At 71.1% G+C, this 24,246-nt stretch carries 19 protein-coding genes and 1 tRNA gene; 12 read left to right on the top strand and 8 right to left on the bottom strand.

The features are described from left to right. Positions 1-87 precede the first annotated feature (87 nt). The 6 genes from OG599_RS07625 to OG599_RS07600 all read left to right on the top strand — a co-directional run bounded on the left by OG599_RS07625 (position 88) and on the right by OG599_RS07600 (position 6,092). Positions 88-609, top strand: coding sequence for a pyridoxamine 5'-phosphate oxidase family protein (locus OG599_RS07625; protein ID WP_327175184.1), 522 nt, complete (start codon positions 88-90; stop codon positions 607-609). A gap of 388 nt (positions 610-997) precedes the next feature. Next, a complete protein-coding gene (locus OG599_RS07620) occupies positions 998-1,201 on the top strand; it encodes a cold-shock protein (protein WP_003969786.1) in 204 nt (67 codons plus the stop codon). Positions 1,202-1,385: 184 nt separating this feature from the next. Next, complete coding sequence (locus OG599_RS07615) at positions 1,386-3,143, top strand: DEAD/DEAH box helicase (protein WP_327175183.1); 1,758 nt, start codon at positions 1,386-1,388, stop codon at positions 3,141-3,143. A gap of 261 nt (positions 3,144-3,404) precedes the next feature. Beyond that, the gene (locus OG599_RS07610) at positions 3,405-3,677 is read left to right on the top strand and encodes a polyprenyl synthetase (RefSeq protein ID WP_327175182.1); all 273 of its coding nucleotides are present in this window, start codon (positions 3,405-3,407) and stop codon (positions 3,675-3,677) included. Positions 3,678-3,870: 193 nt separating this feature from the next. Continuing rightward, entirely contained in the window at positions 3,871-4,896 is a 1,026-nt protein-coding gene (locus OG599_RS07605; RefSeq protein WP_327179956.1) for a polyprenyl synthetase family protein, read from the top strand. Positions 4,897-4,955: 59 nt separating this feature from the next. Continuing rightward, on the top strand, positions 4,956-6,092 hold the full coding sequence (locus OG599_RS07600; protein WP_442809663.1) for an oxygenase MpaB family protein: 1,137 nt from the start codon (positions 4,956-4,958) through the stop codon (positions 6,090-6,092). 21 nt (positions 6,093-6,113) lie between these two features. Here OG599_RS07600 and OG599_RS07595 read toward each other — a convergent pair whose 3' ends face one another. Further along, positions 6,114-7,001: a hypothetical protein gene (locus OG599_RS07595; protein WP_327175180.1), complete on the bottom strand. Its 888-nt coding sequence runs from the start codon at positions 6,999-7,001 to the stop codon at positions 6,114-6,116. A 166-nt stretch (positions 7,002-7,167) separates the two neighbouring features. On the opposite strand from OG599_RS07595, the gene OG599_RS07590 reads away from it, so the two are divergent. The 4 genes from OG599_RS07590 (at position 7,168) to OG599_RS07575 (ending at position 13,255) form a co-directional block, all read left to right on the top strand. Beyond that, on the top strand, positions 7,168-7,515 hold the full coding sequence (locus OG599_RS07590; protein WP_327175179.1) for a chorismate mutase: 348 nt from the start codon (positions 7,168-7,170) through the stop codon (positions 7,513-7,515). Positions 7,516-7,624: 109 nt separating this feature from the next. Next, positions 7,625-10,120: an aminopeptidase N gene (gene pepN / locus OG599_RS07585; RefSeq protein ID WP_327175178.1), complete on the top strand. Its 2,496-nt coding sequence runs from the start codon at positions 7,625-7,627 to the stop codon at positions 10,118-10,120. A gap of 322 nt (positions 10,121-10,442) precedes the next feature. Further along, entirely contained in the window at positions 10,443-11,843 is a 1,401-nt protein-coding gene (locus OG599_RS07580) for a pyridoxal phosphate-dependent decarboxylase family protein (RefSeq protein WP_327175177.1), read from the top strand. Continuing rightward, positions 11,840-13,255, top strand: a complete 1,416-nt coding sequence (locus OG599_RS07575; protein ID WP_327175176.1) for a lysine N(6)-hydroxylase/L-ornithine N(5)-oxygenase family protein — start codon at positions 11,840-11,842, stop codon at positions 13,253-13,255. Before OG599_RS07580 ends, OG599_RS07575 begins: the two co-directional genes overlap by 4 nt. Positions 13,256-13,451: 196 nt before the next feature. On the opposite strand, the gene OG599_RS07570 is transcribed toward OG599_RS07575, so the two are convergent. Next, positions 13,452-14,885, bottom strand: a complete 1,434-nt coding sequence (locus OG599_RS07570; protein WP_327175175.1) for a hydrolase — start codon at positions 14,883-14,885, stop codon at positions 13,452-13,454. 391 nt (positions 14,886-15,276) lie between these two features. Next, positions 15,277-17,100: a bifunctional metallophosphatase/5'-nucleotidase gene (locus OG599_RS07565; RefSeq protein WP_327175174.1), complete on the bottom strand. Its 1,824-nt coding sequence runs from the start codon at positions 17,098-17,100 to the stop codon at positions 15,277-15,279. A 377-nt stretch (positions 17,101-17,477) separates the two neighbouring features. Here OG599_RS07565 and pyk point away from each other — a divergent pair, with 377 nt between their 5' ends. Next, the gene (gene pyk, locus OG599_RS07560) at positions 17,478-18,914 is read left to right on the top strand and encodes a pyruvate kinase (RefSeq protein ID WP_327175173.1); all 1,437 of its coding nucleotides are present in this window, start codon (positions 17,478-17,480) and stop codon (positions 18,912-18,914) included. 6 nt (positions 18,915-18,920) lie between these two features. Here pyk and OG599_RS07555 read toward each other — a convergent pair whose 3' ends face one another. Both OG599_RS07555 and OG599_RS07550 read right to left on the bottom strand, forming a co-directional pair. Beyond that, positions 18,921-19,709 (bottom strand): helix-turn-helix domain-containing protein, encoded by a 789-nt coding sequence (locus OG599_RS07555; RefSeq protein ID WP_327175172.1) that lies wholly within the window; start codon positions 19,707-19,709, stop codon positions 18,921-18,923. A gap of 86 nt (positions 19,710-19,795) precedes the next feature. After that, positions 19,796-19,878 (bottom strand) — tRNA-Leu (locus OG599_RS07550). 96 nt (positions 19,879-19,974) lie between these two features. Here OG599_RS07550 and OG599_RS07545 point away from each other — a divergent pair. Beyond that, positions 19,975-20,631 carry an ANTAR domain-containing response regulator gene (locus OG599_RS07545; RefSeq protein WP_327175171.1) on the top strand — a complete coding sequence of 219 codons (657 nt, stop codon included), beginning with the start codon at positions 19,975-19,977 and terminating at the stop codon, positions 20,629-20,631. Positions 20,632-20,768: 137 nt separating this feature from the next. Here OG599_RS07545 and OG599_RS07540 read toward each other — a convergent pair whose 3' ends face one another. Genes OG599_RS07540 through OG599_RS07530 form a run of 3 tightly spaced genes read right to left on the bottom strand, consistent with a single transcriptional unit; the run spans position 20,769 to position 24,243 of the window. Continuing rightward, a complete protein-coding gene (locus OG599_RS07540; RefSeq protein ID WP_327175170.1) occupies positions 20,769-21,485 on the bottom strand; it encodes an ABC transporter ATP-binding protein in 717 nt (238 codons plus the stop codon). Next, positions 21,482-22,441 (bottom strand): ABC transporter ATP-binding protein, encoded by a 960-nt coding sequence (locus OG599_RS07535; RefSeq protein ID WP_327179955.1) that lies wholly within the window; start codon positions 22,439-22,441, stop codon positions 21,482-21,484. The genes OG599_RS07540 and OG599_RS07535 overlap by 4 nt, the downstream gene beginning before the upstream one ends. A 5-nt stretch (positions 22,442-22,446) precedes the next feature. Beyond that, positions 22,447-24,243, bottom strand: coding sequence for a branched-chain amino acid ABC transporter permease (locus OG599_RS07530; RefSeq protein ID WP_327175169.1), 1,797 nt, complete (start codon positions 24,241-24,243; stop codon positions 22,447-22,449). Positions 24,244-24,246: the final 3 nt, after the last annotated feature.

Here is a 24,246-nt window from a genome sequence, read left to right as displayed (position 1 = left end):
TGCGCGGCCCGGCGTCCGGCACCCGTTGCGGTGACCCGCCGGAAATCCTGACAGGAGGTGTCGGGATGAGGCGGTTCGATGGGAGGCATGACACCGAACACCCCCGCCTCCACCGCCACGACCCCCACCACCTGGGCGGACTTCCACGCGGCCGAACCCGGCTTCGCCACCACCGCCGAGAAGCGCTTCCGCCTCTACCGCCACCAGGTCCTGGCGACCCTCCGCAAGGACGGGTCGCCCCGGGTCTCCGGGCTGGAGGCCGACTTCCGCTTCGGCGAGATGCTGCTCGGCATGATGCCGCACTCCCGCAAGGCCCTCGACCTGTTCCGCGACCCCCGCTTCGCGATGCAGGCGAACCCCGGGCCGGACGCCGAGATGGCCGACGGCGACGTACGCGTCGCCGGCCGCGCGATCGAGGTCAACGACCCCGCCCTGCTGGCCCGCTTCATCGAGGAGGCCACGCCTCCCGAGCCGTTCCACCTCTTCCGCGTCGACCTCACCGAGGTGGTCCACACCGGGATGGACGGCGAGGAACTCGTCGTCCGCTCCTGGATCCCGGGCCGCGGACTGCGCACGGTCCGCCGGGGGAACGAGGGGCCGGTGGGGTGAGGCGCGGTTCCGTCTCCGGCGGCGCCGGGGAGGGGGCGGCCAGCCCCTCCTGCGGCGTGTTGTCCGTCTCACTCCCGGAGGGGTGTGGCGGGCCGGGCATGGGACTGAAGCCCTGGTGACAGGGGTGCGCACGCCGCGCGGGCGCCCCGCGGGCCCCTCGCGGACAAGTTTCCGTGATCCGGAGCCCCAAGATCCACCACCCGCCGGGAGGACGTGCTACGGTGTTCCAGTTGCAGTTTTGGTACCCATGAACTTTATGTGCGCCTGACGGGAATGCTTCCTCAGGCGCATTATTGTTTTCCGGCTTTCTCCGGATGGGGCTCAATGCGGCGACTTGGAATTCGTAAAGTGCGGATTCTCGGCACTGCACCTCTTTTAGGAGAATGACATGGCTACTGGAACCGTGAAGTGGTTCAACTCGGAAAAGGGCTTCGGCTTCATCGAGCAGGACGGCGGCGGCGCCGACGTCTTCGCCCACTACTCCAACATCGCCACCTCGGGCTTCCGTGAGCTCCAGGAGGGCCAGAAGGTCTCCTTCGACGTCACGCAGGGCCAGAAGGGCCCGCAGGCGGAGAACATCGTCCCCGCCTAATTCGGCCGGACGCGTACCTCGCAGCCGGGGCTCGCACCTTCACGGTGCGGGCCCCGGTTTGTGCTGTCTCCGGGACGTCCTGTCACCGGAGCACCCGCCATGTGCCGCATCCTGGGGCGCACATGAAAGCGGTCCGAAGAGCATGTCGCAGCGACCCAGGAATCCCCCAGGAGGGAAATTCCGTATGACCCGCTTCGAACGCCAGGACCGCCCGGCCGGCAACCGTCAGCCGAGTGGACGGGGCCGCGCCCAGTCCCAGGCCGCCCCCGCCCGCCGGGGAGCCGGCAAGGCTCCCGCGCGCCGCCGTCCCGCCGCTCCGCAGGGCGGCGAGTTCGCCCTGCCGGAGACCCTCACCCCCGCTCTGCCCGCCGTCGAGGCGTTCGCCGAGCTGGACATGCCCGCAGCGCTGCTGAAGACGCTGGCCGCGCAGGGTGTCACCGACCCCTTCCCGATCCAGGGCGCCACCCTGCCGAACTCGCTCGCCGGCCGGGACATCCTCGGCCGCGGCCGCACCGGCTCCGGCAAGACGCTGGCCTTCGGCCTCGCGCTGCTGGCCCGTACCGCCGGACGCCGCAGCGAGCCCCGCGCCCCGCTGGCCCTCGTGCTGGTTCCGACCCGCGAGCTCGCCCAGCAGGTGACCGACGCGCTTACGCCGTACGCCACCTCCGTGAACCTGCGCCTGGCGACCGTGGTCGGCGGGATGTCCCTCACCAAGCAGGCCGCCACGCTCCGGCGCGGCGCCGAGGTGCTCGTCGCCACTCCGGGCCGGCTGAAGGACCTCATCGAGCGCGGCGACTGCCGCCTGGACGAGGTCTCCATCACGGTCCTCGACGAGGCCGACCAGATGGCCGACATGGGCTTCATGCCGCAGGTCACCGCCCTGCTCAAGCAGGTCGAGGCGGACGGCCAGCGGATGCTGTTCTCCGCCACCCTGGACAAGAACATCGACCGGCTGGTCAAGATGTTCCTGACCGACCCGGTCGTGCACTCCGTCGACCCGTCGGCCGGCGCCGTCACCACGATGGAGCACCACGTGCTGCACGTGCTGGACGACACCGACAAGAAGGCCGTCGCCACGAAGATCGCCGCCCGCGAGGGCCGCGTGATCATGTTCGTCGACACCAAGCGTGCCGCCGACCGCTTCGCCAAGCGCCTGCTCGCCGCCGGTGTCCGCGCCGCCGCCCTGCACGGCGGCCGGTCCCAGCCGCAGCGCAACCGCACCCTGGACCAGTTCAAGGACGGCCAGGTCACGGCGCTCGTCGCGACCAACGTGGCGGCCCGCGGCATCCACGTCGACGACCTCGACCTCGTCGTCAACGTGGACCCGCCCACCGACCACAAGGACTACCTCCACCGAGGCGGCCGCACCGCGCGCGCCGGCGAGTCCGGCAGCGTCGTCACGCTGGTGCTGCCCGAGGAGAAGCGGGACATGACCCGCCTCATGCAGGACGCGGGCATCGCCCCGCACACCACCCGCATCACCTCCAGCGACCCGGAGCTCAGCCGGATCACCGGCGCCCGCGAGCCCTCCGGCATCGCGGTCGTCATCGAGGTGCCCCAGCCGACCCCGCCGAAGCAGCGCACCCGCTCCGGCGGCCAGGCGGGCACCACCGGCGCCACCACCCGCTCGGGCAGCCGCGGCCGCGGTCGCCGGGGCGGCGCGGGCGGCGCCGGAGGCACGAGCACCACCACCGGCACCACCGGCGGCGCACGCGGCACGGGCAACGGCGGCGGTCGCGGCGGAGCCTCCGCCGGGGCGCAGCGCGGCGAGGCCCGCGGTGCGGGCGCCGGGCGTACGGGCGCGAGCGCCGGCCGCACCGGTTCCGGCCGTACGGGCACGGGCTCGGGCCGTACCGGCACCGGCTCCGGCCGTCCCGCCGGGGCGGGCCGGGGCAACGGCGGCAACGGTGGGGGAGCGCCCCGCAGCCGCCGCGCCGCGTAAGGCAGCCGTGCGGCGAGGCCGCACGGCTCAGTGACCAGGGCGACGCCCGGTCCGGTTCTCCGGACCGGGCGTCGTGCTGTGCGGGGGAGCGCAGGCGCACACGGGGGAGCGCCCAGGGCGGGCGCCGGCCCCGGAGTAGTACGGGCGAACGAACGATCATCACATGGGGTGGCCGGTGCTTCCGCCGCCCTTCGCCGGGGCAGCCTGCCCACCGGAGCGGCGCCGGAGCGACGGCGCGCCGTACGGGAGGGGCGGGCACACATGACATCGGAGACCCGGGAGGACGGCGGGAGCGGGCCGGTCCTGCTCGCCGCCGGTCTGGCCGATCTGGCCCTGGCCACCTGCGGCGCGGCCTGGACCGCCGCGCGCGGTCTGTTCGGCCGCTCCGACCTGGGAGACCTCGCCCAGCAGGGGGAGCAGGACCTCAGGGCGCGCGGCCGCCTGGCGCTGGACAGGGTGGGCACCGGCCCCGCGCACCTGGAGATCCTCGCGCGCCACGCCCGTACCCGGGGCGCGGGCGGGCCCGGTGCCTGAGCCCGTACGCCTCGCCCCCGGGCCGGCCGCGCCCGGGCCGCCGGCCCACGCCGTACCCCTGCCCAGGCCCAGGCGGCACGCCCCCGCCGCGTCCGCCGCCTGCGCCGCGCCCATCGCCGCCACGCCCACCGCCGTCGCGTCCTCGGCGGCCAGCCCCGCCCCCGCCACCCCCGAGCCGTCGGAGCTCGCCGCGCTGCGGGCCCGGGTGGACCGGGAGCTGCGGCGGTTCACCGACGCGGAGACCGAGGCGCTGCTCGCCGTCGACGAGGACCTCGCCCCGCTCGCGGCCGTCCTGTCCGACGCCACCGCCCACGGGAAACGGCTCCGGTCGGCGTTCTGCTACTGGGGCTGGCGGGCGGCGCGGCAGCCGGACAGCGAGGCGATGGTCCGGGCGGCGGCCGCCATGGAACTCGTCCACGCGGCGGCCGTCGTCCACGACGACATCATCGACGACAGCCGGCTGCGGCACGGCCTGCCGACCGCCCACGTCGCCCTGCGCTCCGCCGTCACCCGGGGCACCCGGGTGAACCCGCGCGCCGCCTCGCTCGCGATGCTCGCCGGAGACCTGCTGATGTCCTGGGCCGGACAGCTCTTCACCGGCTGCGGCCTGCCCGGCGCCTACCTGGCCCGGGCCCGCCCTCTCTGGGGCGTGCTGGCGCGCGAACTCGTCGCCGGAGAGGCCCTGGAGATCCTGCGCACCGCCCAACCGCCCGACGTACGGCAGTCGCTGAAGGTGATCCGGTACAAGACCGCCAAGTACACCGTGGAACACCCCCTGCACATCGGTGCCGTGCTCGGCGGCGGCGACGCGGCCCTGCGCGACGCCTTCACCGACTACGGGCTGCCGCTCGGCGAGGCGTTCCAGCTCCGCGACGACCTCCTCGGCCTGTTCGGCGAACCGGAGCACACCGGCAAGGCCAACACGGACGACATCACCGGTGCCCGCCCCACCGCGCTGATCGCCCACGCCCTCGCCGCGGCCGGCCCCGCCGAGCGCCGCGCACTCTCCCGGCTCCTCGGGCGAGGCAGCCTCACCGCCGCCCAACTCGGCCTCGTACGCGCCGTCGTGGAGTCCACCGGTGCCCGCGCCCGCGTCGAGCGCATGATCGGCGACCGGGTCTCCCTCGCCACCCGGGCGCTCGACGGCGCCGGCCTCCCCGCACCCGCGCACGCCGCCCTCGCCCACCTGGCCACCGCGGTCACCGCCCGCCCCGCCTGACGCCCCCGCCGATCCACCCCCACCCCGAGGAGCCACCCGTGTACCCGACCGAGCAGTCCATGGACGCGCTGCGCCAGTGCGGCGACGAACTCGCCGACGCCACGGTCACCACCCTCTTCGAGCGCGGCGAGACGGGGAAGTTCAACACCCTGATGCGGTACGTCTCCGTGGCCGGACAGCCCCTCCCGGACGGGCTGCCGGACGTCGCCCGCGCGTACCTCCACGAGACCAGCAGCCCGCCCTCCTGGGTCGACTGGGAGGAGATGGAGAAGGCGCGGCTCTTCTTCATCGACAACAACGTGCACATCTCCACCGCCCTCTCCTTCGCCGCCATGCCCGCCTGCTACGTCGTCCCGCACATCGCGAAGCTCCTGTCGGCGACGCACTCGCTGAACTACCCCTCCAAACGCATGGCGGAGACCGGACAGTTCACCGTCTACCTCATGCAGCCCGACGCCTTCGAAGCCGGCGGACGCTTCCTCCCCGCCGCCCAGAAAGTCCGCCTGCTGCACGCCTCCATCCGCTACCACCTGCGGCGCGAGGGCCGCTGGGACACGGAGGCCCTCGGTACGCCGATCTGCCAGGAGGACATGATCGGCGGGCAGATGATGTTCTCGATGCAGGTGCTGGACGCCCTGCACCGGCTCGGCATCCACATGAGCGTCGACGGCGCGGGGGCCTACCACTACGCCTGGCGCGTCGTCGGCGCGATGCTCGGCGTCGACCAGGAACACGCCCCCAAGGACCTCGCCCAGGCCCGCGCCTTCTCCGACCTCTACATGACCCGGCACATGGGCCCCAGCGACGAAGGAGTCGCCCTCACCCGGCAGCTGATCGACCTGTACGAGGAGGTGGTCCCCGGAACCCTGCTGGACCCGGTCGTCTCCGCGCTGATCCGCCACCTGATCGGGGACACCTGCGCCGACTGGCTCGGCGTCGCCCGCACCCCCTGGGACACCGTCGTCAAGGCCGCGCCCGCCCTGATGAACGTACTGGAGACCATCGAGGACCGCTCACCCCTGGGCGCGTGGGCCCTGGACCGCCTCGGCCACCTCACCACCCTGTTCGAACTCTCCTCGCTCACCCGGGGCCGGGTCATGCACTACGCGATCCCCGAACACCTCAAGAAGGACTACGGCCTCTCCACCGCCGTCCCCCGCACCCGGCGCTGGACCCCGCCCGCCCCGGTCGTCTGACCGGCCGGACCGCCTTCTGGTTCACGTGTCGCACGCCCACCGCGTCCCGCACACCCCGCAGCCCGCCCGGACCGGACCGCGCAGCGGCAGCCGGAGCCGCTGATGGCACGTCGGGCAGTCGAACAGCACCCGCCGCTCCGGACCGCCGCCCTCGAAGGCGTACGGAGCGCCGGGCGCCGCCACCGCCCGGTGCCGGTCCCGGGCGTACCGCATCCGGCTCATCCCGCCCGCCGCCCGCAACGGCGGCACCCGCAGATCCCGCAGCGCCCTCGACCGGCCCTCGGTGTACGCCTGGTACGCCCCCGGGCTGGTGAACCACGGCGAGGGGTCCTCGCCGAACGCCAGCGACCTCTTCGCCAGCACGTAACCGAACTCCTCCGGCGTCAGGTACCCCAGCTTCTGGCGGGTCAGCGCATCCTCGCGGAACGCGTCCAGCAGCAGCCAGCCCGCGCCGAGATACACCGCCACCGTGTCGGTCAGTATCTCGTTCTCCCGGATCCCGGAGAACTCCAACCCCAGCCGGTGCAACAGCACATGGGTGACCTCGTGCACCAACGCGGCACCGACATCGCGCCGGTTGGAACGGAACCGGTCGTTGAGCTCCACGAAGTACTCTGGCCCCGCCGCGAGTTCGACGGTCGCCGCATGCTCCATCCGGCGGAAACCGACGATCATGCGGGCGTCGGGCAGCCGCAGGTGCGCCACCGCCGCCCGGGCCACCCGCTGCGCGCCCCCGTACAACTCCTCCGCGTCCCCGAACGCGACCTCGGCCCCCGGCAGACTCCCCGCGTACGCGCGCACACCCGCGCCGCCCATCCGCCGGTACAGCGCGGTGATCGAAGCCCTGACGGTGTCCAGATGCGGAAACCCACGCACCACCGGGCCCCCGGTCCGGCCGTTCTCCGCCACGCCCCCACCCCCCCCGGTGGGCGGCCCCCGCCGCCCGCCTTCCACCGTACGGGGCGACGGCCCGGGCGGGCGAGGGCCGGCCCTCGTGAGGTGCCTCCCGGCGCCCCGGGCCGGTACCACCCACCGGCGCCCACCCGCCGGCGCGCTACGTCTAAGCTCGTCGACCATGAACGACATCGATCCGTCCGTACGCGCAGAACTGAACCGGCTGCGCGAGAGCATCGACAACATCGACGCCGCCGTCGTCCACATGCTCGCCGAACGGTTCAAGTGCACCCAGCAAGTGGGACACCTGAAGGCCGCTCACCAGCTCCCGCCCGCCGACCCGGCGCGCGAGGCGCGGCAGATCGAGCGGCTCCGCCAGCTCGCCGGCAACGCCAAACTCGACCCGGCCTTCGCGGAGAAGCTCCTCAACTTCATCGTCGCCGAGGTGATCCGCCACCACGAGCGGATCGCGGAGGAGACGACCGGCGGCGACCGCGAGGCCGGAAGCGGCGACCCGCAGGAGGCGTGACCCGCCCCCGAGGTCCCCGACGGGCGGGTCGTACGGGCAGCCCGCCCGTACGACCCGCCCCGGGAGAACCCCGTCGCACGCCCTCGGAGCCGTACGGCAGCATGGAGAAATGTCCGTACTGACGCGCGACGAAGCGCAGACCCGAGCCCGCACCATCGACGTCCAGCGATACACCATCGCCCTCGACCTCACCACCGGCGACGAGACCTTCACGTCCCGCACCGCCATCCGGTTCACCGCACGCACCGCCGGCGACACGTTCATCGAGGTCGAGCCCGCGGCACTGCACGCGCTCAGCCTCGACGGACAGCCCCTCGACCCCGCCCTCCTCGCCGACGACCGCTACCCCCTCACCGGGCTCACGGCCGGCCCCCACGAGCTCCGCGTCGACGCCACCATGCGCTACTCGCGCACCGGCGAGGGCATGCACCGCTTCACCGACCCCACCGACGGCGAGAGCTACGTCTACACCCAGCTCTTCCTCGACGACGTGCGGCGCGTCTTCCCCGCCTTCGACCAGCCCGACCTCAAGTCCGTCTTCGAGATCACCGTCACCGCCCCCGACGGCTGGAACGTCCTCGGCAACGGCATCTCCACCCCCACCGGCGACGGCCGCTGGACCATCGCCCCCACCCCCCTCATCTCCACCTACCTCGTCGCCGTCGCCGCCGGCCCCTGGCACTCCGTGACCACCGAACACGCCGGCATCCCCTTCGGCATCCACTGCCGCCGCTCCCTCGCCCCCTACCTCGACGCCGACGCCGACGAGATCCTCGACACCACCCGCGCCTGCTTCGACCGCTACCACGAGAAGTTCGACGAGCCCTACCCGTTCGACTCCTACGACCAGGCCTTCGTCCCCGAGTTCAACGCCGGCGCCATGGAGAACCCCGGACTCGTCACCTTCCGCGACGAGTTCGTCTACCGCTCCGCCGTCACCGACACCGAACGCCAGACCCGCGCCATGGTCATCTCCCACGAGATGGCGCACATGTGGTTCGGCGACCTCGTCACCCTCAGCTGGTGGGACGACATCTGGCTCAACGAGTCCTTCGCCGAATACATGGGCTACCAGACCATCGCCGAAGCCACCCGCTTCACCGACACCTGGGTCGACTTCGGCGTCGCCCGCAAGGGCTGGGGATACGACGCCGACCAGCGCCCCTCCACCCACCCCGTCGCCCCCGACCCCGCCGCCGTCCCCGACACCGCCTCCGCACTCGTCAACTTCGACGGCATCTCCTACGCCAAGGGCGCCTCCGCACTCCGCCAACTCGTCGCCTGGATCGGCGAGAAGGACTTCCTCGCCGGCATCAACGCCCACTTCGCCCGTCACAAGTTCGCCAACGCCGGCCTCGCCGACTTCATCGACAACCTCGCCTCCGCCACCGACCGCGACGTCCACGGCTGGGCCGACACCTGGCTGCGCACCACCGGCCCCGACACCCTCACCGCCCGCGTCGACGAGCGCGGCAACGAGTGGACCCTCGCCGTCGACCACCTCGGCAGCCGCCCCCACCGCATCGCCGTCGGCCTCTACGACCACGAACTCGGCACCGGACCCGACCGCCTCGTCCTGCGCGACCGCGTCGAAACCGACGTCCCCGGCACCGGCGAACCCCTCACCCTCCCCGGCCGGCGCCCCGTCCTCGTCGTCCCCAACGACCACGACCTCACCTACGCCAAGGTCCGCCTCGACCCCGCCTCCTGGACCGCCGTCGAACACGGCCTCTCCGGCATCCCCGACCCCCTCACCCGCGCCGTCATCTGGAACACCGCCCGCGACATGGTCCGCGACGGCGACCTCCACCCCACCGCCCACCTCGCCCTCGCCCGCACCCACCTCCCGCACGAGACCGACCTCGCCCTCGCCCAGGGCGTCCTCGGCTTCGCCGCCCTCCTCACCGACCGCTACCTCACCCCCGAAGAGCGCCCCGCCGCCCTCGCCACCCTCACCGACCTCTGCCGCGACCTCGTCCGCCGCACCGAGGACGGCAGCAACCCCGGGCTGCGCCTCGTCGCCGTACGCCACCTCATCGACGCCGCCACCCAGCCCGACACCCTCCGGGAATGGCTCGCCGACGGCACCGCACCCGGCGGCCCCGAACTCGACCCCGAACTGCGCTGGCGCGTCCTCACCCGCCTCGCCGTCCTCGGCGCCACCGACGAGACCGCCATCGCCGCCGAACTCGCCCAGGACGCCAGCGCCGCAGGCCAGGAAGGCGCCGCCCGCTGCCGCGCCGCCCTGCCCGACCCCGAGGCCAAGGCCGCCGCCTGGCAGTCCCTGTTCCACGACGACACCCTGTCCAACTACCTCTTCACCGCCACCGCCCAGGGCTTCTGGCAGCCCGAACAGACCGGCCTCACCCGCGACTACGTCGCCCGCTACTACCCCGACGCCGCAGCCCTCGCCGCCCGCCGGGGCCCCGCCATCGCCACCGCCGCCGGCCGCGCCGCCTTCCCCGCGTACGACGTGGACGCCGACGCGCTCGCACTCGGCCACCGCGCCCTCGAAGACGACACCCTCACCCCCGCCCTCCGGCGCAAGCTCGTCGACGAACTCGACGACCTGCGCCGCGCCCTGGCCGTACGCGACACCCACTGACCCTCAGCACCCACGCGCCCGGCGCCCCTCCACCCGGGGGGCGCCGGGCGCGGCCATGTCCGGCCCCGCCCGTGAACAAGCTTGCAGACGACGACAGTTGACGGGAACGGTGTGTGCCTGCGCATCTCCGCCACCCCTCGACGCGTACTGGACCGGCTCGAACTTCCGTACTGCGATGGCGAATACGTACGCGTGCGCCGCGCCACACGCCCATACCCCTTTAGGGTCGGCATCGTTGGACCGGGCGGCCCAACCGCAACCCGAACAAAGAGACGCCCGCACGTCCACCGCCACCACACCAACGAAGGGGCAGCCCACACCCATGTCCACCACCCCACCCCTCGCCGGCGGCACCACGGGCCCCGACCACCTCCGCCCCCTCCTCGACACCGTCCTCGCCGCCCTCCACGAAGGCGCCACCCGCCGCGCCGGCCCCCTCCCCGCAGGCGGCCCCACCGCCACCACCGCCCGCACCCGCCACGCCATCGGCCCCCTCCTCCCCGACCAGGGCACCGGCGCCCACCACGCCCTGAGCACCCTCGTCACCGCCCTCGCCGAAGGCGCCGCGGACCCCGCACACCCCCACTGCGCCGCCCACCTCCACACCCCGCCCCTCGCCCTCGCCGCAGCCGCCGACCTCGCCGCCTCAGCCCTCAACCCCTCCATGGACTCCTGGGACCAGGCACCCGCCGCCACCACCCTCGAAACCGAACTCACCGACACCCTCGCCCGCGAGATCTACCCCCACCACCCCCACCCCGACGCCGTCATCACCACCGGCGGCACCGAAGCCAACCAACTCGCCCTCCTCCTCGCCCGCGAACGCCACGGCCCCGTCCAGACCATCCACGGCGCCAACGCCCACCACAGCATCACCCGCGCCGCCTGGCTCCTCGGCCTCCCCGCACCCCACGTCGTCCCCGCCCCCAACGGCACCATGGACCTCACCGCCCTCCACCACGCCCTCACCACCACCCCCGGCCCCCACCTCGTCACCGCCACCGCCGGCACCACCGACAGCGGCGCCATCGACCCCCTCACCGCCATCGCCGACCTCTGCGACACCCACGGCGCCGAACTCCACATCGACGCCGCCTACGGCGGAACCCTCCTCCTCAGCCCCACCCACCGCGCCAAAGTCCACGGCCTCCACCGCGCCCACAGCGTCACCCTCGACCTCCACAAACTCGGCTGGCAGCCCGCCCCCGCCGGCATACTCGCCGTCCCCGACCACCACCACCTCTCACCCCTCCACCACCTCGCCCCCTACCTCAACGCCGACGACGACACCGAAGCCGGCATCCCCGACACCCTCGGCCGCTCCCTGCGCACCACCCGACGGGCCGACGCCCTCAAAATCGCCGTCACCCTCCAAGCCCTCGGCCGCGACGGACTCGCCGACCTCATCGACCGCACCCTCGCCGCCGCCCACCACCTCGCCGACCTCATCACCCGCACCCCCGGCCTCGAACTCCACGCACCCCCCACCATCAGCACCGTCCTCTTCCGCCCCACCGACGCCGACGACCGCACCGTCGCCACCCTCCGCCGCGCCCTCCTCGACCAGGGCCACGCCGTCCTCGGCCGCGCCCGCGCCGACGACCGGCTCTGGCTCAAAGTCACCCTCCTCAACCCCCGCACCACCCCCACCGACCTCACCGCCCTGCTCGCCCACGTCACCCGCCTCAGCGCCGAACTCACGGAAGGCTGCACCCACCGATGACCGACCGCACCACCCCCGGCACCCGCCGGCCCCACGACCTCATCGGCATCGGCATCGGCCCCTTCAACCTCTCCCTCGCCGCCCTCGCCCACCGCCTCCACCCACCCCACGCCCCGCTGAGCACCGCCTTCTACGACCAACGCCCCGACTTCCACTGGCACCCCGGCCTCCTCATCGAAGGTGCCACCCTCCAAGTCCCCTTCCTCGCCGACCTCGTCACCCTCGCCGACCCCACCAGCCCCTGGACCTTCCTCAACTACCTCCGCACCCGCGACCGCCTCTACCCCTTCTACTTCGCCGAGCGCTTCCACATCCAGCGCGCCGAATACGACGCCTACTGCCGCTGGGTCACCCACCAACTCCCCGGACTCCACTTCGGCCACCACGTCGACGCCATCCGCTGGAACCCCGAACGTGCCCTCTTCGAAGTCGACTTCACCCAACTCGACCCCGACGGAGAGACCGAAGCCCTCGGCCGCGCCCACACCCGCCACCTCGCCCTCGGCATCGGCACCGCACCCCACATCCCCGCACCCCTCGAACCCCTCGCCGCATCCGACGACGCCCCCGTCATCCACTCCGGCGCCTACCTCGACCACCGCGAAGAACTCCTCGGAGCCGGACACATCACCGTCATCGGCTCAGGACAGTCAGGCGCCGAGATCTTCCTCGACCTGCTGCGCGCCCGCCCCCACGGCCGCGAAAAGCTCCACTGGCTCGCCCGCACCCCCGCGTTCGCCCCGATGGAATACTCCAAACTCGGCCTCGAACACTTCACCCCCGACTACACCCGCTACTTCCACGAGCTCCCCGAGCAGACCCGCGACCGCCTCGTCACCCGGCAGTGGCAACTCCACAAGGGCATCGACACCGACACCATCGCCGCCATCCACGACGAGCTCTACCGCCGCACCCTCCACGGCGGCTGGCCCGACGCGACCCTCACCCCCGGCGTCTCCGTACGCACCGCCGGCCGCCTCGCCGACAAACGCCTCGAACTCCACCTCGAACACATCGAGCAGGGCACCCGCACCCGCCACACCACCGACGCCGTCGTCCTCGCCACCGGCTACCGCGAACGCCCCCTCGACACCCTCCTCGGCACCCTCGCCCCTCACATCCGCCGCGACACCGCCGGCCGCCCCCGGGTCGACCTCCACCACCGCCTCGAACTCGACCCCGCCATCACCGGCAACATCTACGTCCAGAACGCCGAACGCCACACCCACGGCGTCGGCGCCCCCGACCTCGGCCTCGCCGCCCACCGCAGCGCCACCATCCTCAACCACCTCACCGGCACCACCCCCTACCCGCTCCCCGACCGCACCGCCTTCACCACCTTCGGCCTCACCCCCCACCCCGCCGTCCCCCCGCAGAACCCGCGCATCGCCCCGCTGCGCCAGAACACCTGACCCACCCACCGGCACACCACACGAAAGGGCGGCCACCCCGGCCCGAAAGCCGGAGCGACCGCCCCTGCACCTGCGTACGAACAACCCCCTGGAACCGGCTGCCTCCTTCTCGGCCCCGCCGGTCGCGCGCATCTCCCGGTGAACCCAGGAAGGCCCCCGCCGCCGAGCCCGGAGCAGGCGGACGGCAAACGGCGGATCACACCGTGAGTCTCACCGCTTCGAACCACAGGTCGTTGGCCTGGGCGCCGGCGTAGGTGAGTTCGAGCTTGTCGCCGGGGTTGTCGCATGCCGTGGGGAGCCAGTCGGCGTCGTGGATGTACGCGCTCTGGCAGACGGCGCTCTCGGCGTGGTCGACCTGGATCGTGAACCCCCGCATGTAGGGGGCGTCCTTCTCGGTGCTGCCGAGGTAGTTGTCGGTGCCGTCCACGGCTTCCGACCAGGGGTCGGGGAAGTACTGCTCGGTCCCGGTTCCCTCGGGGTTGTAGACCTGTGCGCGGCCGGCCGTGCCATTGATTCCGGACACCGCGATGTCGACGGAGGTGATCTGCTCCCCCGATCCCTCCGTGCCCGCCGTGTCGCCGTCGCACACCGCGTCGGACCAGTCGCGGTCCCTCACGTGGACGCGGTAGCAGATGTGCGGTTTGTCCGGTTCCTCCGCGGCCTTCTGCCGGACCAGGGTCGCCGCGGTCCGCTCCTGGGGTTCGGTCTCCTTCTCCTCGGAACCACCGTTTCCGGCCCCACCCCCGTCCTCGTCCGCCTCCTGCGTCGCGGCGGCGGCCGGGGGTGCCGTGACGGGCGCGGCGGGCGTCGTCTTCGGGGCCTCGGGGGCCGGCGAGGGAGGGGGCGCCAACGTGCCGGCGGCCTCCTGGAGTTTTTCAGTGGTGGTGCTGTCGACCTGGGGCTTGTAGGTGAGCCAGGCCATCACGAACGCGATCACCAGGGCGAGGAGAAGGCTCATGAAGGCCGCCACCCAGCGCGGCAGGACACTCCCCTGCACGTACGTGCCCGCCACGTCCAGCGGCGCGCTACCCGACCGCTGCACCGCCAGCGTGTACGGCCGGTCCTCCTTGGAGCCGAACCATTTGATCTGCCGCGGCTTCAGCGTCGCCTTCAGGAACGCGGCGCGGCCCGGCTCGATCTGCACGTTGCTCGGACGGATGTCGTACGACAGCTGGTCACCGTTGTCGCTGCCGCGCACCGACGCCGTCAGCTTGGTGTTGCCCAGGTTGTCCACGGCCAGCCCGGGCCGTCCACGGAAACGGCCCTTCACCGTCGGCGGCACCAGCTCCGCCCGCATCTCCGTGAACGGGGTGACGGTGAGGTTCCCCTCCGGAACCGTGGTGGCCTGCGGATGCTCCGTCGGCGTGACCTTCACCGCGTAAGGATGAGGACCGGCCGCCGCGTCCGGCGTGCGCGGCGGGGAGAACGTCACCTCGACCGTTCCTGTCGTCCCCGGGAACAACCGCAGTGACGGCGGCTCCACGAGAGCCCAGGGGGCGAGTGAGCCCACCACTTCGAAACGGTACTCGTCCACCACGTCACCGGTGTTGCGCAGACGCAACCGCACGGTCGTACTGTCACCCGGGTCCACGGTCGCGGAGGCAGGTTCGAGGGAGGTCCAGAGGTTCACCCGTGGACGCTAAACGCGCCATCGGTGCCAGGGCAGGAAGCCACGGGGCACGATGGGTGCCCGAAGGGGCGGACCCGGCTTCCCCCTTGCACCGGACGGCGGCCGATCACACCCGACGCCATGGTCCCGGCCCACGGGGACGACCTCGACTGCGCCGAACCGCCGGGCAGGGCAAGGGACTTGAAGAGCGAGCGCAGGCCCTGTGCGCGCTCGCCCAACCAGACCGTGCGCTCGCCCATCCGCCGCCCTCCGCGATCCGGCCGGGGCCGACGACCCCGAAGGCCGTCGAACCGGATCGCGAAGTACGACTGGAGTACCAGGGCGTGTTCACAACACGGCTAAAGCGTGCGTGCCGGGCGCCGCCGGTCGGGCGAGACTGTCACAACACGCCTTAGAACACCGGAACGCCGTCCCGCGTCAGACGCCAGCCGACCGTGGCGAACTCCGCCGGGTCGATCTCGCCCTTCGCCGTCACCCAGGCGATGATCGTGTTCCGGATCTCGTCCGAGTTCGCCCACACCTGCTGCGCGGCCGGAACGTGCGGGAAGTTGCCGCCACCGCTCGCCCGGTAGTTGTTCACCGCCAGCACGAACTTCGCGGCCGGGTCGATCGCCGCACCCTCGAAGGACAGCCCGACGATCCGCGAACCCACCGGCTTCGCGATGTCGATGTCGTACGTCACGCCCGACAGCGCGTCGTAGTTGTAGTCCGGCGTACCGCCCGCGTTCGTCAGCTTCGACGTGTCCACCGCGGCACCCGCCGCCGTCTGCGCGTAGTACTGGGCCGAGAACTCCAGGTAGTCCTTCACCTGGGCGCCCGTGATGACCCGCGCCTCCAGCGTGTTCTCGAACGGGTACAGACCCGCCGCGTCCTTGATCGTGACGTTGCCCGCCGGGATCGAGGCCGTACGCGAGAAGCACGACGCCTGCGACAGCACCGGCAGCGACGCGAACTCCCCGCCCGCCAGAGCCGCCTTCACCGTCTCCGCCTGGACCTGGTTGATCAGGTCGATGATCGGCTCGTCCTTCCACGGCGCCTCCACCGTGGACATCGCGGACACCGACGTACCGATGACCTGGTTCACATAGGCCACCACCTTCGCGTGCTCGTCCTTCAGGAGCCGCGTGATCTTCTTGTCCTCGGCGGCCGTGTTGGAGTTCAGCACCTGGGCGCCGACCTTCTCCACCGTCCAACGGCCCTTCTCCCACACCAGGTCGAAGTCGAACAGCGTCAGACGCTGACCCCACTTCGCCGGCTCCGAGAGCACGACCTGCTTGCCCGTCTCCTTGTTCGTCACGAAGTACTCGGGAATGTCCGAGTGCGCGTGACCCACCAGGATCGCGTCGATCCCCGGCACCTGCTCCGCCACCAGACCGGCCGCGTTCTCCACGTACGGAAGCTGGTCGCCGTACGACGACGTGCCCGACGTGCCCGAGTGCGCCGAGACGATCACGACGTCCGCGCCCATCGAGCGGAGCTTCGGCACCCAGTGGGCGGCCTGCTCCTCAAGGCCCGGGAACACCATCTTCCCGCTCACGTTCGCCTTGTCCCAGATCGCGATGCCCGGGTTGGTCAGACCCAGCACCGCCACCCGCACGTCCTTGCCGTGCGGCGTGCGCAGCTTCTTGATCACGTACGGGGCGAACGCCGGCTTCAGCGTCTTCGCGTCCAGCGCGTTCGCGCCGAGCAGCGGGAAGTCGCACTGCTCCTCGAACTTCCGCAGCACGGGAATGCCGTAATTGAACTCGTGATTTCCGAGCGCCGCCGCGTCATAACCGATCGCGTTCATCGCCTGCGCCATCGGGTGCACCGGACCGCGCTTCGCGGTGATCGGGTCGATCTTCGCGTAGTAGTACGAAAGCTGGGTGCCCTGGATGGTGTCACCGGCGTCGATCAGCAGCGTGTTGCCACGCCCCCGCTCCCCGCGGATCTGGTCCACCATCGTCGAGATCTTCGCCAGGCCGACGTCGTTGTGCGCGGCGTCGTCGTACTCCTTGTCAGTGAAGTAGTCCCAGTTGAAGACATTGCCGTGCATGTCCGTCGTCCCCATGACGGTGAACGAGTACCGCTTCCCGTGGCTCTCGCCGTGCCCGTGACCCTGTCCGTGGCCCGAAGCCGCGGCCTGGGCCTCTCCCGCGACAAGTCCGCCCGCCAGAGCGGCACCCGCACCTGCGGCTGCCGAACGGCCCAGAAACGTCCTGCGGTTCAACGGCATCTCTCTTGACTCCTCGTTCACTCGGACGACGCGTGCGACCGGCGCCCGGCCAGGTCGTTCCACGTTCATGACGCGCGTAGATTCTGACGCACCCGGCGCATACAGAACACCCTGTTCACATTTCGATCTGGTGACCGTCTGCGCACGAACGCCTGTCCCTGACGGAACATCCGGACGATGGTCCGGCCTCCGGGGCACCCGGAAGTCCCCCCGAACTCCCCGCATGCCCGGCGGAGTCGTCACCGGCACCCCCGGAAAACGCTCGTCGGAGCAACCCGCCGCGCAATTCGACTCTGTCAACTTCCCTCAACTGAAAGGGCGTTGGGCAGTCAATCGGAGCCAATTACCTACCCGTAGGTAAGGTCTAGGCTCGAACCATGCGCCGAGCGAAAATCGTCTGCACCCTGGGACCCGCGACCGACTCGTACGACCAGATCAAAGCCCTGGTCGAAGCGGGAATGGACGTCGCCCGCTTCAACCTCAGCCACGGCAGTTACGCCGAGCACGAACAGCGGTACCACCACGTCCGCAAAGCCTCCGAGGAGACCGGCCGCAGCGTCGGCGTCCTCGCCGACCTCCAAGGCCCGAAGATCCGCCTCGGACACTTCGGCGAAGGCCCTGTACTCCTCGAACGCGGAGACACCTTCACCATCACCGTCGAACCCCTCGCCGACGGCGACAAGAACATCTGCGGCACCACCTACGACGGCCTCGCCGCCGACGTCACCCCCGGTGAGCGCATCCTCGTCGACGACGGCCGCGTCACCCTCCAAGTGACCGCCGTCGAAGGCCCCCACGTCCGCACCACCGTCCTCGAAGGCGGCGTCGTCTCCGACCACAAGGGCCTCAACCTCCCCGGCGTCGCCGTCTCCGTCCCCGCCCTCTCCGAGAAGGACATCGACGACCTCCGCTGGGCCCTGCGCATCGGCGCCGACGTCATCGCCCTCTCCTTCGTACGCAGCGGAAAGGACGCCGTCGACGTCCACCGCATCATGACCGAGGAAGGCCGCCGCCTCCCCGTCATCGCCAAGGTCGAGAAACCCCAGGCCGTCGAGAACATCGACGACATCGTCGCCGCCTTCGACGGCATCATGGTCGCCCGCGGCGACCTCGGCGTCGAAATGCCCCTGGAACAGGTCCCCATCGTCCAGAAGCGGGCCGTCAAACTCGCCAAACGCAACGCCAAACCCGTCATCGTCGCCACCCAGATGCTCGACTCGATGATCGACAACTCCCGCCCCACCCGCGCCGAAGCCTCCGACGTCGCCAACGCGATCATCGACGGCACCGACGCGGTGATGCTCTCCGGCGAGACCAGCGTCGGCAAGTACCCCATCGAGACCGTGCGCACCATGTCCCGCATCGTCGAAGCCGCCGAGGAAGACATCCTCGCCAAGGGCCTGCCGCCCCTCACCGACCGGAACAAGCCCCGCACCCAGGGCGGCGCCGTCGCACGCGCCGCCGCCGAAATGGGCGACTTCCTCGGCGCGAAATTCCTCGTCGCCTTCACCCAGAGCGGCGACACCGCCAAACGACTCTCCCGCTACCGCTCACCCATCCCCCTCCTCGCCTTCACCCCCGACGCCGCCACCCACGCCCAGCTCAACCTCACCTGGGGCGTCGAAACCTTCCTCGGCCCGCACGTCGAATCCACCGACGCCATGGTCGCCCAGGTCGACGAGGAGCTCCTGCGCATCGGCCGCTGCGCCAAGGGCGACGTCATCGTCATCACCGCCGGCTCCCCGCCCGGCGTCGCGGGCTCGACCAACCTGGTCCGCGTGCACCACGTGGGCGAGGACGACAGTCCGAAGTAGTCCGCTTCAGTATTTCGGCCCGACGTGCGCGTCCATGAGCGCGACGGACGCCCGTCGGGCGACGGAGACGTTGTACCGCCGTCCCGCCCGGTCGCAGTGCTTCCACTCCACCCCGAGCACGTCCAGCGTGTCCGTGTAGAGCCGCCGGATGTCGTCCGAGACGTTGGTGAACCAGTACCTCGGATACTCGTACCGCTTCCGCACCCCGCCGACGAGCCGCGTGGTCCAGTTCGTGGCGCGGCAGCCGTCCGAGTGGACCAGCCCGCGCACCAGCTCCCAGGGGTGCGCGGCGACGATCTCCCGCTGCCAGGGGTCGAGGGCGATGCGGCGCTCGTGCTTCTTGCCGGGGCCGTGCTGGGGGAAGAGACAGGGCAGGTGCTTGGAGTAGACCTTGATGTTGTGGCACCCGGTCTTCCGGACCCGGCAGGTGGTGTTCTCGGGGAAGACCCTGCGCATCGCGGCCTCGGCCGCGTCCTGCAGACCGGGCCAGGCGTCGTCGAGGGTGACGATGAGGCTGGTCACGCGGTGCGAGGGAGCCTGGCTGATGTGCCCGTCGCCCAGGTATAAGCCCAAAAGATAGGCGTACGCGACGGCGTCGAGCGGCGTGCCGTCGCACCGGTGGCACTTCGGGGCATGCCGTCCCGGGCACTCGCCCCGCCTGGCGCGGTCCGTGTGCTTCCAGTAGCTGATCGTGCCCGCGGGGACGTCGAGCTTCCTGGCGACGTCGGCGTTCCTGGCTCCGCCCCGTAGCAGGGTGAGGGCGGTGTGCCGGATCTCTGAACTGTGGACATTCATCCCACCACGATCAGATGCGGCGACCGCCGAAGGACATGAAACAGCGGATGTTCACGAGAAGGTGAACATCCGCTTACGGAGCTGTGTGCCGAGTGCGGGATTCGAACCCGCAAGCCCTTTCGGGCAGATGTGTTTGAGACATCCGTGTATGCCATTCCACCAACCCGGCCAGGGTTACTGCCGAGGAGTGTACCGGGTGACCGGCCTCGCGCGCTGCTAGGTAGGCTCTTGGGAGCAGTACCCCTGTCCTTACCGAGGAGCCCCCGTGACCACGCCCGAGTCGCCCGAGCCCGCAGACGCCGTCGACGACGACAAGTCGCACGTTCCGCCGCTGACGACCCGCGTCGTCATCGCCGAGGACGAAGCGCTCATCCGCCTGGACCTCAAGGAGATGCTGGAGGAAGAGGGGTACGCGGTCGTCGGCGAGGCCGGAGACGGCCAGCAGGCCGTCGAGCTGGCCCGCGAGCACAAGCCCGACCTGGTCATCCTCGACGTCAAGATGCCGGTGCTCGACGGGATCTCCGCGGCCGAGAAGATCGCGGAGGAGTCCATCGCGCCGGTTCTCATGCTCACCGCGTTCTCCCAGCGCGATCTGGTGGAGCGGGCCCGCGACGCCGGGGCGATGGCGTACCTCGTGAAGCCGTTCAGCAAGAGTGACGTCGTCCCCGCCATCGAGATGGCGGTGTCCCGTTTCGCCGAGCTGCGGGCGCTGGAGAACGAGGTCGCGGACCTGGCGCAGCGGCTGGAGACGCGGAAGCTGGTCGACCGGGCGAAGAGCATCCTGCAGACGGACTACGGCCTCTCCGAGCCGGCCGCGTTCCGCTGGATCCAGAAGACCTCGATGGACCGGCGGCTTTCCATGCAGCAGCTGGCCGAAGCGCTGATCGCGGACGCCGAGGAGAAGAAGAAGACGGCCGAGTAGCGGCTCGCCGTTCTCGTCCTCTCTCCCGGTGCGCCTGCGCACGCCCGCTGTCCCGTACGCCTCTGTACGCAGCAGAGCCCGCACCCCGATCGCTCGGGGTGCGGGCTCTGCTGCGTACGTGCGCGGGTGTGCGAGGGTCAGTCCTCGCCGAGGTACGCCTTGCGGACCGATTCGTCGTGCAGGAGGTTGGCTCCGGTGCCGGAGAGGACGATCCTGCCGATCTCCATGACGTGGCCCTGGTCCGCGAGGGAGAGGGCGGCCTGGGCGTTCTGCTCGACCAGGAGGATCGTCGTACCGGAGGCCCGGAGTTCGACGATGGTCTCCATGATCTTCTGCATCATGATCGGGGAGAGGCCCATGGAGGGCTCGTCGAGCATGAGGAGCTTGGGCCGGGACATCAGGGCGCGTCCCATGGCGAGCATCTGCTGCTCGCCGCCCGAGAGGGTTCCGGCGGACTGCTTGCGGCGTTCCCCGAGGATGGGGAAGAGGTCGTAGGCACGCTGGACGTCCTGTTCGATGCCTGCCTTGTCGTTGCGCAGGTAGGCGCCGAGGAGGAGGTTCTCGGTGATCGTCAGCCGGGGGAAGATGTGGCGTCCCTCGGGGGAGTGGGCGAGGCCCAGGGCGACGATCTTGTGGGCGGGGACGTCGGTGAGGGGTTTCCCGTCGAAGAGGATGCGTCCGCCGACCGGTTTGATGAGCCCGGAGAGGGTGCGCAGGGTCGTCGTCTTTCCGGCGCCGTTGGTGCCGATGAGGGTGACGACCTGGCCGGCCTCGACGCTGAAGGAGATGCCCTTGACGGCCTCGATCTTGCCGTAGGCGACGCGGAGGTCCTCGACTTCCAGGAGCGCGGTCATGAGGTTTCCTCCTCGGCGGTGGTGCTCTCCGCGGCGGTGGTCTCCGCGGTGGTGCTGGCTGCGGTCGTGCTCTCCGCGGCTGTGCCGTGGCCGGCCTGGGTCTCGGCGGCCTCGACCTCGGCGACCTCGTCGGCGCCGGGGGCTCCTTCGAAGGGGGTGCCGAGGTAGGCGGCGATGACGCGTTCGTCGCCCTGGACGGTGCTGGGCGTGCCTTCGACGAGCTTCTCGCCCTGGACGAGGCAGGCGACGCGGTCGCAGAGGTTGAAGATGAAGCGCATGTCGTGCTCGATGACGAGTACGGCGATGCCCTGGTCGCGGATGGCGAAGATGAGCTCTTCGGTGACGCGGGTTTCCTGCGGGTTCATGCCGGCGGTGGGCTCGTCGAGGAGGAGGAGCCCGGGGTCGCTGGCGAGGGCGCGCGCGATTTCCAGCTTGCGCTGTTCTCCGTAGGGGAGGTTGCGTGCGAGGTGGTCGGCCTTGTGGGCGAGGCCGATGAACTCCAGGAGTTCCATGGAGCGTTCGCGGCTGGCCTTCTCGGCGCGGGTGTGGCTGGGGAGGCGCAGGAGGGCGGACCAGAGTCCGTCGTCGGTGCGGGTGTGGCGGCCGACGAGGACGTTTTCCAGGACGGTCATGTTGGCGAAGAGCCGGATGTTCTGGAAGGTGCGGGCGATGCCTGCCTGGGTGACGAGGTGGGGCTTGGGCGGCAGGACGGTGCCCTTGTAGCGGACCGTGCCTTCGGTGGGGACGTAGAGGCCGGTGAGGCAGTTGAAGAAGGTGGTCTTTCCGGCGCCGTTGGGGCCGATGAGGCCGACGATCTCGCCGCTGTCGACGGTGAGGGAGACGTCGCGTACGGCGGTGAGGCCGCCGAAGCGCATGGTCACGCCTGTGGCGTCGAGGACGGTGCCGCCTGTGGCGGGGGCTCCGGCGTTCTCGGTGGTGTTCGTGGTGGTGGTCATGGTGGTCACGCCCCCGCCTTGGCGATGCCGGCGCCGGTTCCCTCGGGCTGCCGTGGTTCGGGTAGGTCGCGTTGGCCGGTCGGATCGTTCTCGTCGGCTTCGTGGAACTCGAGTTGCTTGCGGCGGTCGGCGATGAGGCCTTCGGGGCGGAAGCGCATCAGCAGGATGAGTGCGATGCCGAAGAGGAGCAGCTGGTAGTCCTGCATGAACTGGAGCTTGGCCGGGATGAGGTAGAGCAGTGCGGCGCCGACGAAGGGTCCGCTGAGGGTGCCCATGCCGCCGAGGATGACGGCGGCGAGGAGGAAGGCGGAGTTCGGGGGTACGGCGCCGGCGAACTGGTACTGCTCGGGCGTCACGGTGTAGTTGACGTGGGCCTGGACGGTACCGGCGAGGCCGGCGAGGGTGGCGCCGAGGGCGAAGGCGAGGAGCTTGAGCCGGAAGGCGTTGATGCCCATCGCGGTGGCGGCGGTCTCGTCCTCGCGGATGGCGACCCAGGCGCGGCCGATGCGGGAGTCCCCGGAGCGGCGGAAGACGAGGATGACGACGGCGGTGACGAGGAGCATCAGCAGGAAGTAGTTGGCGGACCTGCTGAGGCTGAAGGGGCCGATGTCGTGGCTCTCCCCGAAGGCGAATCCGAGGATGTCGAGGTCGGGGATGGAGGGGATGCCCTGGGATCCGTTGGTGAGGTCGGGTCCGCTGTTGCCGTTGAGGTTGTTGACGGTGACGCGGAAGATCTCTCCGAAGCCGAGGGTGACGATGGCGAGGTAGTCGCCGCGCAGCCGCAGGGTGGGGGCGCCGATGAAGACGCCGAAGACCAGGGAGACGCCCGCTCCGGTGAGGGCCGCTGCCCAGAAGGGGAAGTGGATGCCGATCGCGGAGGCGGACGCGCCGGAGACGAGGGCCGAGGTGTAGGCGCCGACGCCGAGGAAGGCGACGTATCCGAGGTCGAGGAGGCCGGCGAGGCCGACGACGACGTTGAGGCCCAGGGCGACGGCCGCGAAGATGAGGATGTTCGTGCCGATGAGCGTGTATTCCCCGGTGGACTGCGTGAAGGGGAAGCAGAAGGCGGCGACGAGGGCGGAGGTGAGGGTGACGTTGCGGTGCTTGACCGTCAGCGCGGTGAGACGGCCGATGAGGCCGGCGCGGTGGAGGGCGGTGAAGCCGAAGCCGAAACTGAGCAGTGAGCCGATGAAGAGTTCGGTGTACTCGGTGTCGATGATGAACGAGAAGAGGTACAGGGCGACGCCGAAGGACGTGGCGATGATGAGGATCTCGGCCCAGGAGGGGAGTTCGCGGGCGCGGGTCGGCGCGGGGGCGGTGAGGCTGTTGCCGAGGACGGCGAGGCCACTGGGGTTCTCGTCGGCGAGCGCTTGGTCGGCGGGGAGGCCGAAGGCGGCGAGCGCGGCGACGAGTGCGCCGGCGAGGCTGACCCAGGCTCCGGGTTCGAGGTTGACGATGCCGCCGAGGTCGACGGTGATGGCGCCGACGGCGTAGCCGGTGGTGGCGAGGACGGCGAGTGCGGCGTAGCGCACGGAGGCGTTGGTGCCGCCGGGGGTGAGCCAGCGAAGTCCTCGGAGGCCGTATCCGGAGAGGGCGAGGAGGAGGGTGATGAGGGAGCCGACGAGGGTGAGGAGCTGGAGGCCGCCGGGGTAGCCGGTGACGGTGAGGTCGCCGGGGAACTCGTCGGTCCAGGTCCAGGCGAGGAAGGTGCCTGCGAAGGCGATGGCCGTGCCGGCGATGGTGAGGGCGCGGGCGGTCGCGGGGGGCAGGTTGAGGGGCGCGCGGTTGGTGTGTGTGGTCATCGC

Source organism: Streptomyces sp. NBC_01335, from assembly GCF_035953295.1.
Lineage (GTDB): Bacteria > Actinomycetota > Actinomycetes > Streptomycetales > Streptomycetaceae > Streptomyces.
The sequence above is the reverse complement of the archived record's forward strand: the minus strand, read 5'-3'. Positions and strand labels throughout refer to the sequence as shown.

Excerpts from the sequence above, each read along its gene's own strand:
- OG599_RS07530 (WP_327175169.1), bottom strand. The coding sequence starts at position 24,243 with ATGACCACACACACCAACCGCGCGCCCCTCAACCTGCCCCCCGCGACC.
- pyk (WP_327175173.1), top strand. The coding sequence starts at position 17,478 with ATGCGCCGAGCGAAAATCGTCTGCACCCTGGGACCCGCGACCGACTCG.
- OG599_RS07600 (WP_442809663.1), top strand. The coding sequence starts at position 4,956 with ATGGACGCGCTGCGCCAGTGCGGCGACGAACTCGCCGACGCCACGGTC.
- OG599_RS07535 (WP_327179955.1), bottom strand. The coding sequence starts at position 22,441 with ATGACCACCACCACGAACACCACCGAGAACGCCGGAGCCCCCGCCACA.
- OG599_RS07620 (WP_003969786.1), top strand. The coding sequence starts at position 998 with ATGGCTACTGGAACCGTGAAGTGGTTCAACTCGGAAAAGGGCTTCGGC.
- OG599_RS07615 (WP_327175183.1), top strand. The coding sequence starts at position 1,386 with ATGACCCGCTTCGAACGCCAGGACCGCCCGGCCGGCAACCGTCAGCCG.
- OG599_RS07610 (WP_327175182.1), top strand. The coding sequence starts at position 3,405 with ATGACATCGGAGACCCGGGAGGACGGCGGGAGCGGGCCGGTCCTGCTC.
- OG599_RS07555 (WP_327175172.1), bottom strand. The coding sequence starts at position 19,709 with ATGAATGTCCACAGTTCAGAGATCCGGCACACCGCCCTCACCCTGCTA.
- OG599_RS07580 (WP_327175177.1), top strand. The coding sequence starts at position 10,443 with ATGTCCACCACCCCACCCCTCGCCGGCGGCACCACGGGCCCCGACCAC.
- OG599_RS07590 (WP_327175179.1), top strand. The coding sequence starts at position 7,168 with ATGAACGACATCGATCCGTCCGTACGCGCAGAACTGAACCGGCTGCGC.
- OG599_RS07625 (WP_327175184.1), top strand. The coding sequence starts at position 88 with ATGACACCGAACACCCCCGCCTCCACCGCCACGACCCCCACCACCTGG.
- OG599_RS07565 (WP_327175174.1), bottom strand. The coding sequence starts at position 17,100 with ATGCCGTTGAACCGCAGGACGTTTCTGGGCCGTTCGGCAGCCGCAGGT.
- OG599_RS07540 (WP_327175170.1), bottom strand. The coding sequence starts at position 21,485 with ATGACCGCGCTCCTGGAAGTCGAGGACCTCCGCGTCGCCTACGGCAAG.
- pepN (WP_327175178.1), top strand. The coding sequence starts at position 7,625 with ATGTCCGTACTGACGCGCGACGAAGCGCAGACCCGAGCCCGCACCATC.
- OG599_RS07575 (WP_327175176.1), top strand. The coding sequence starts at position 11,840 with ATGACCGACCGCACCACCCCCGGCACCCGCCGGCCCCACGACCTCATC.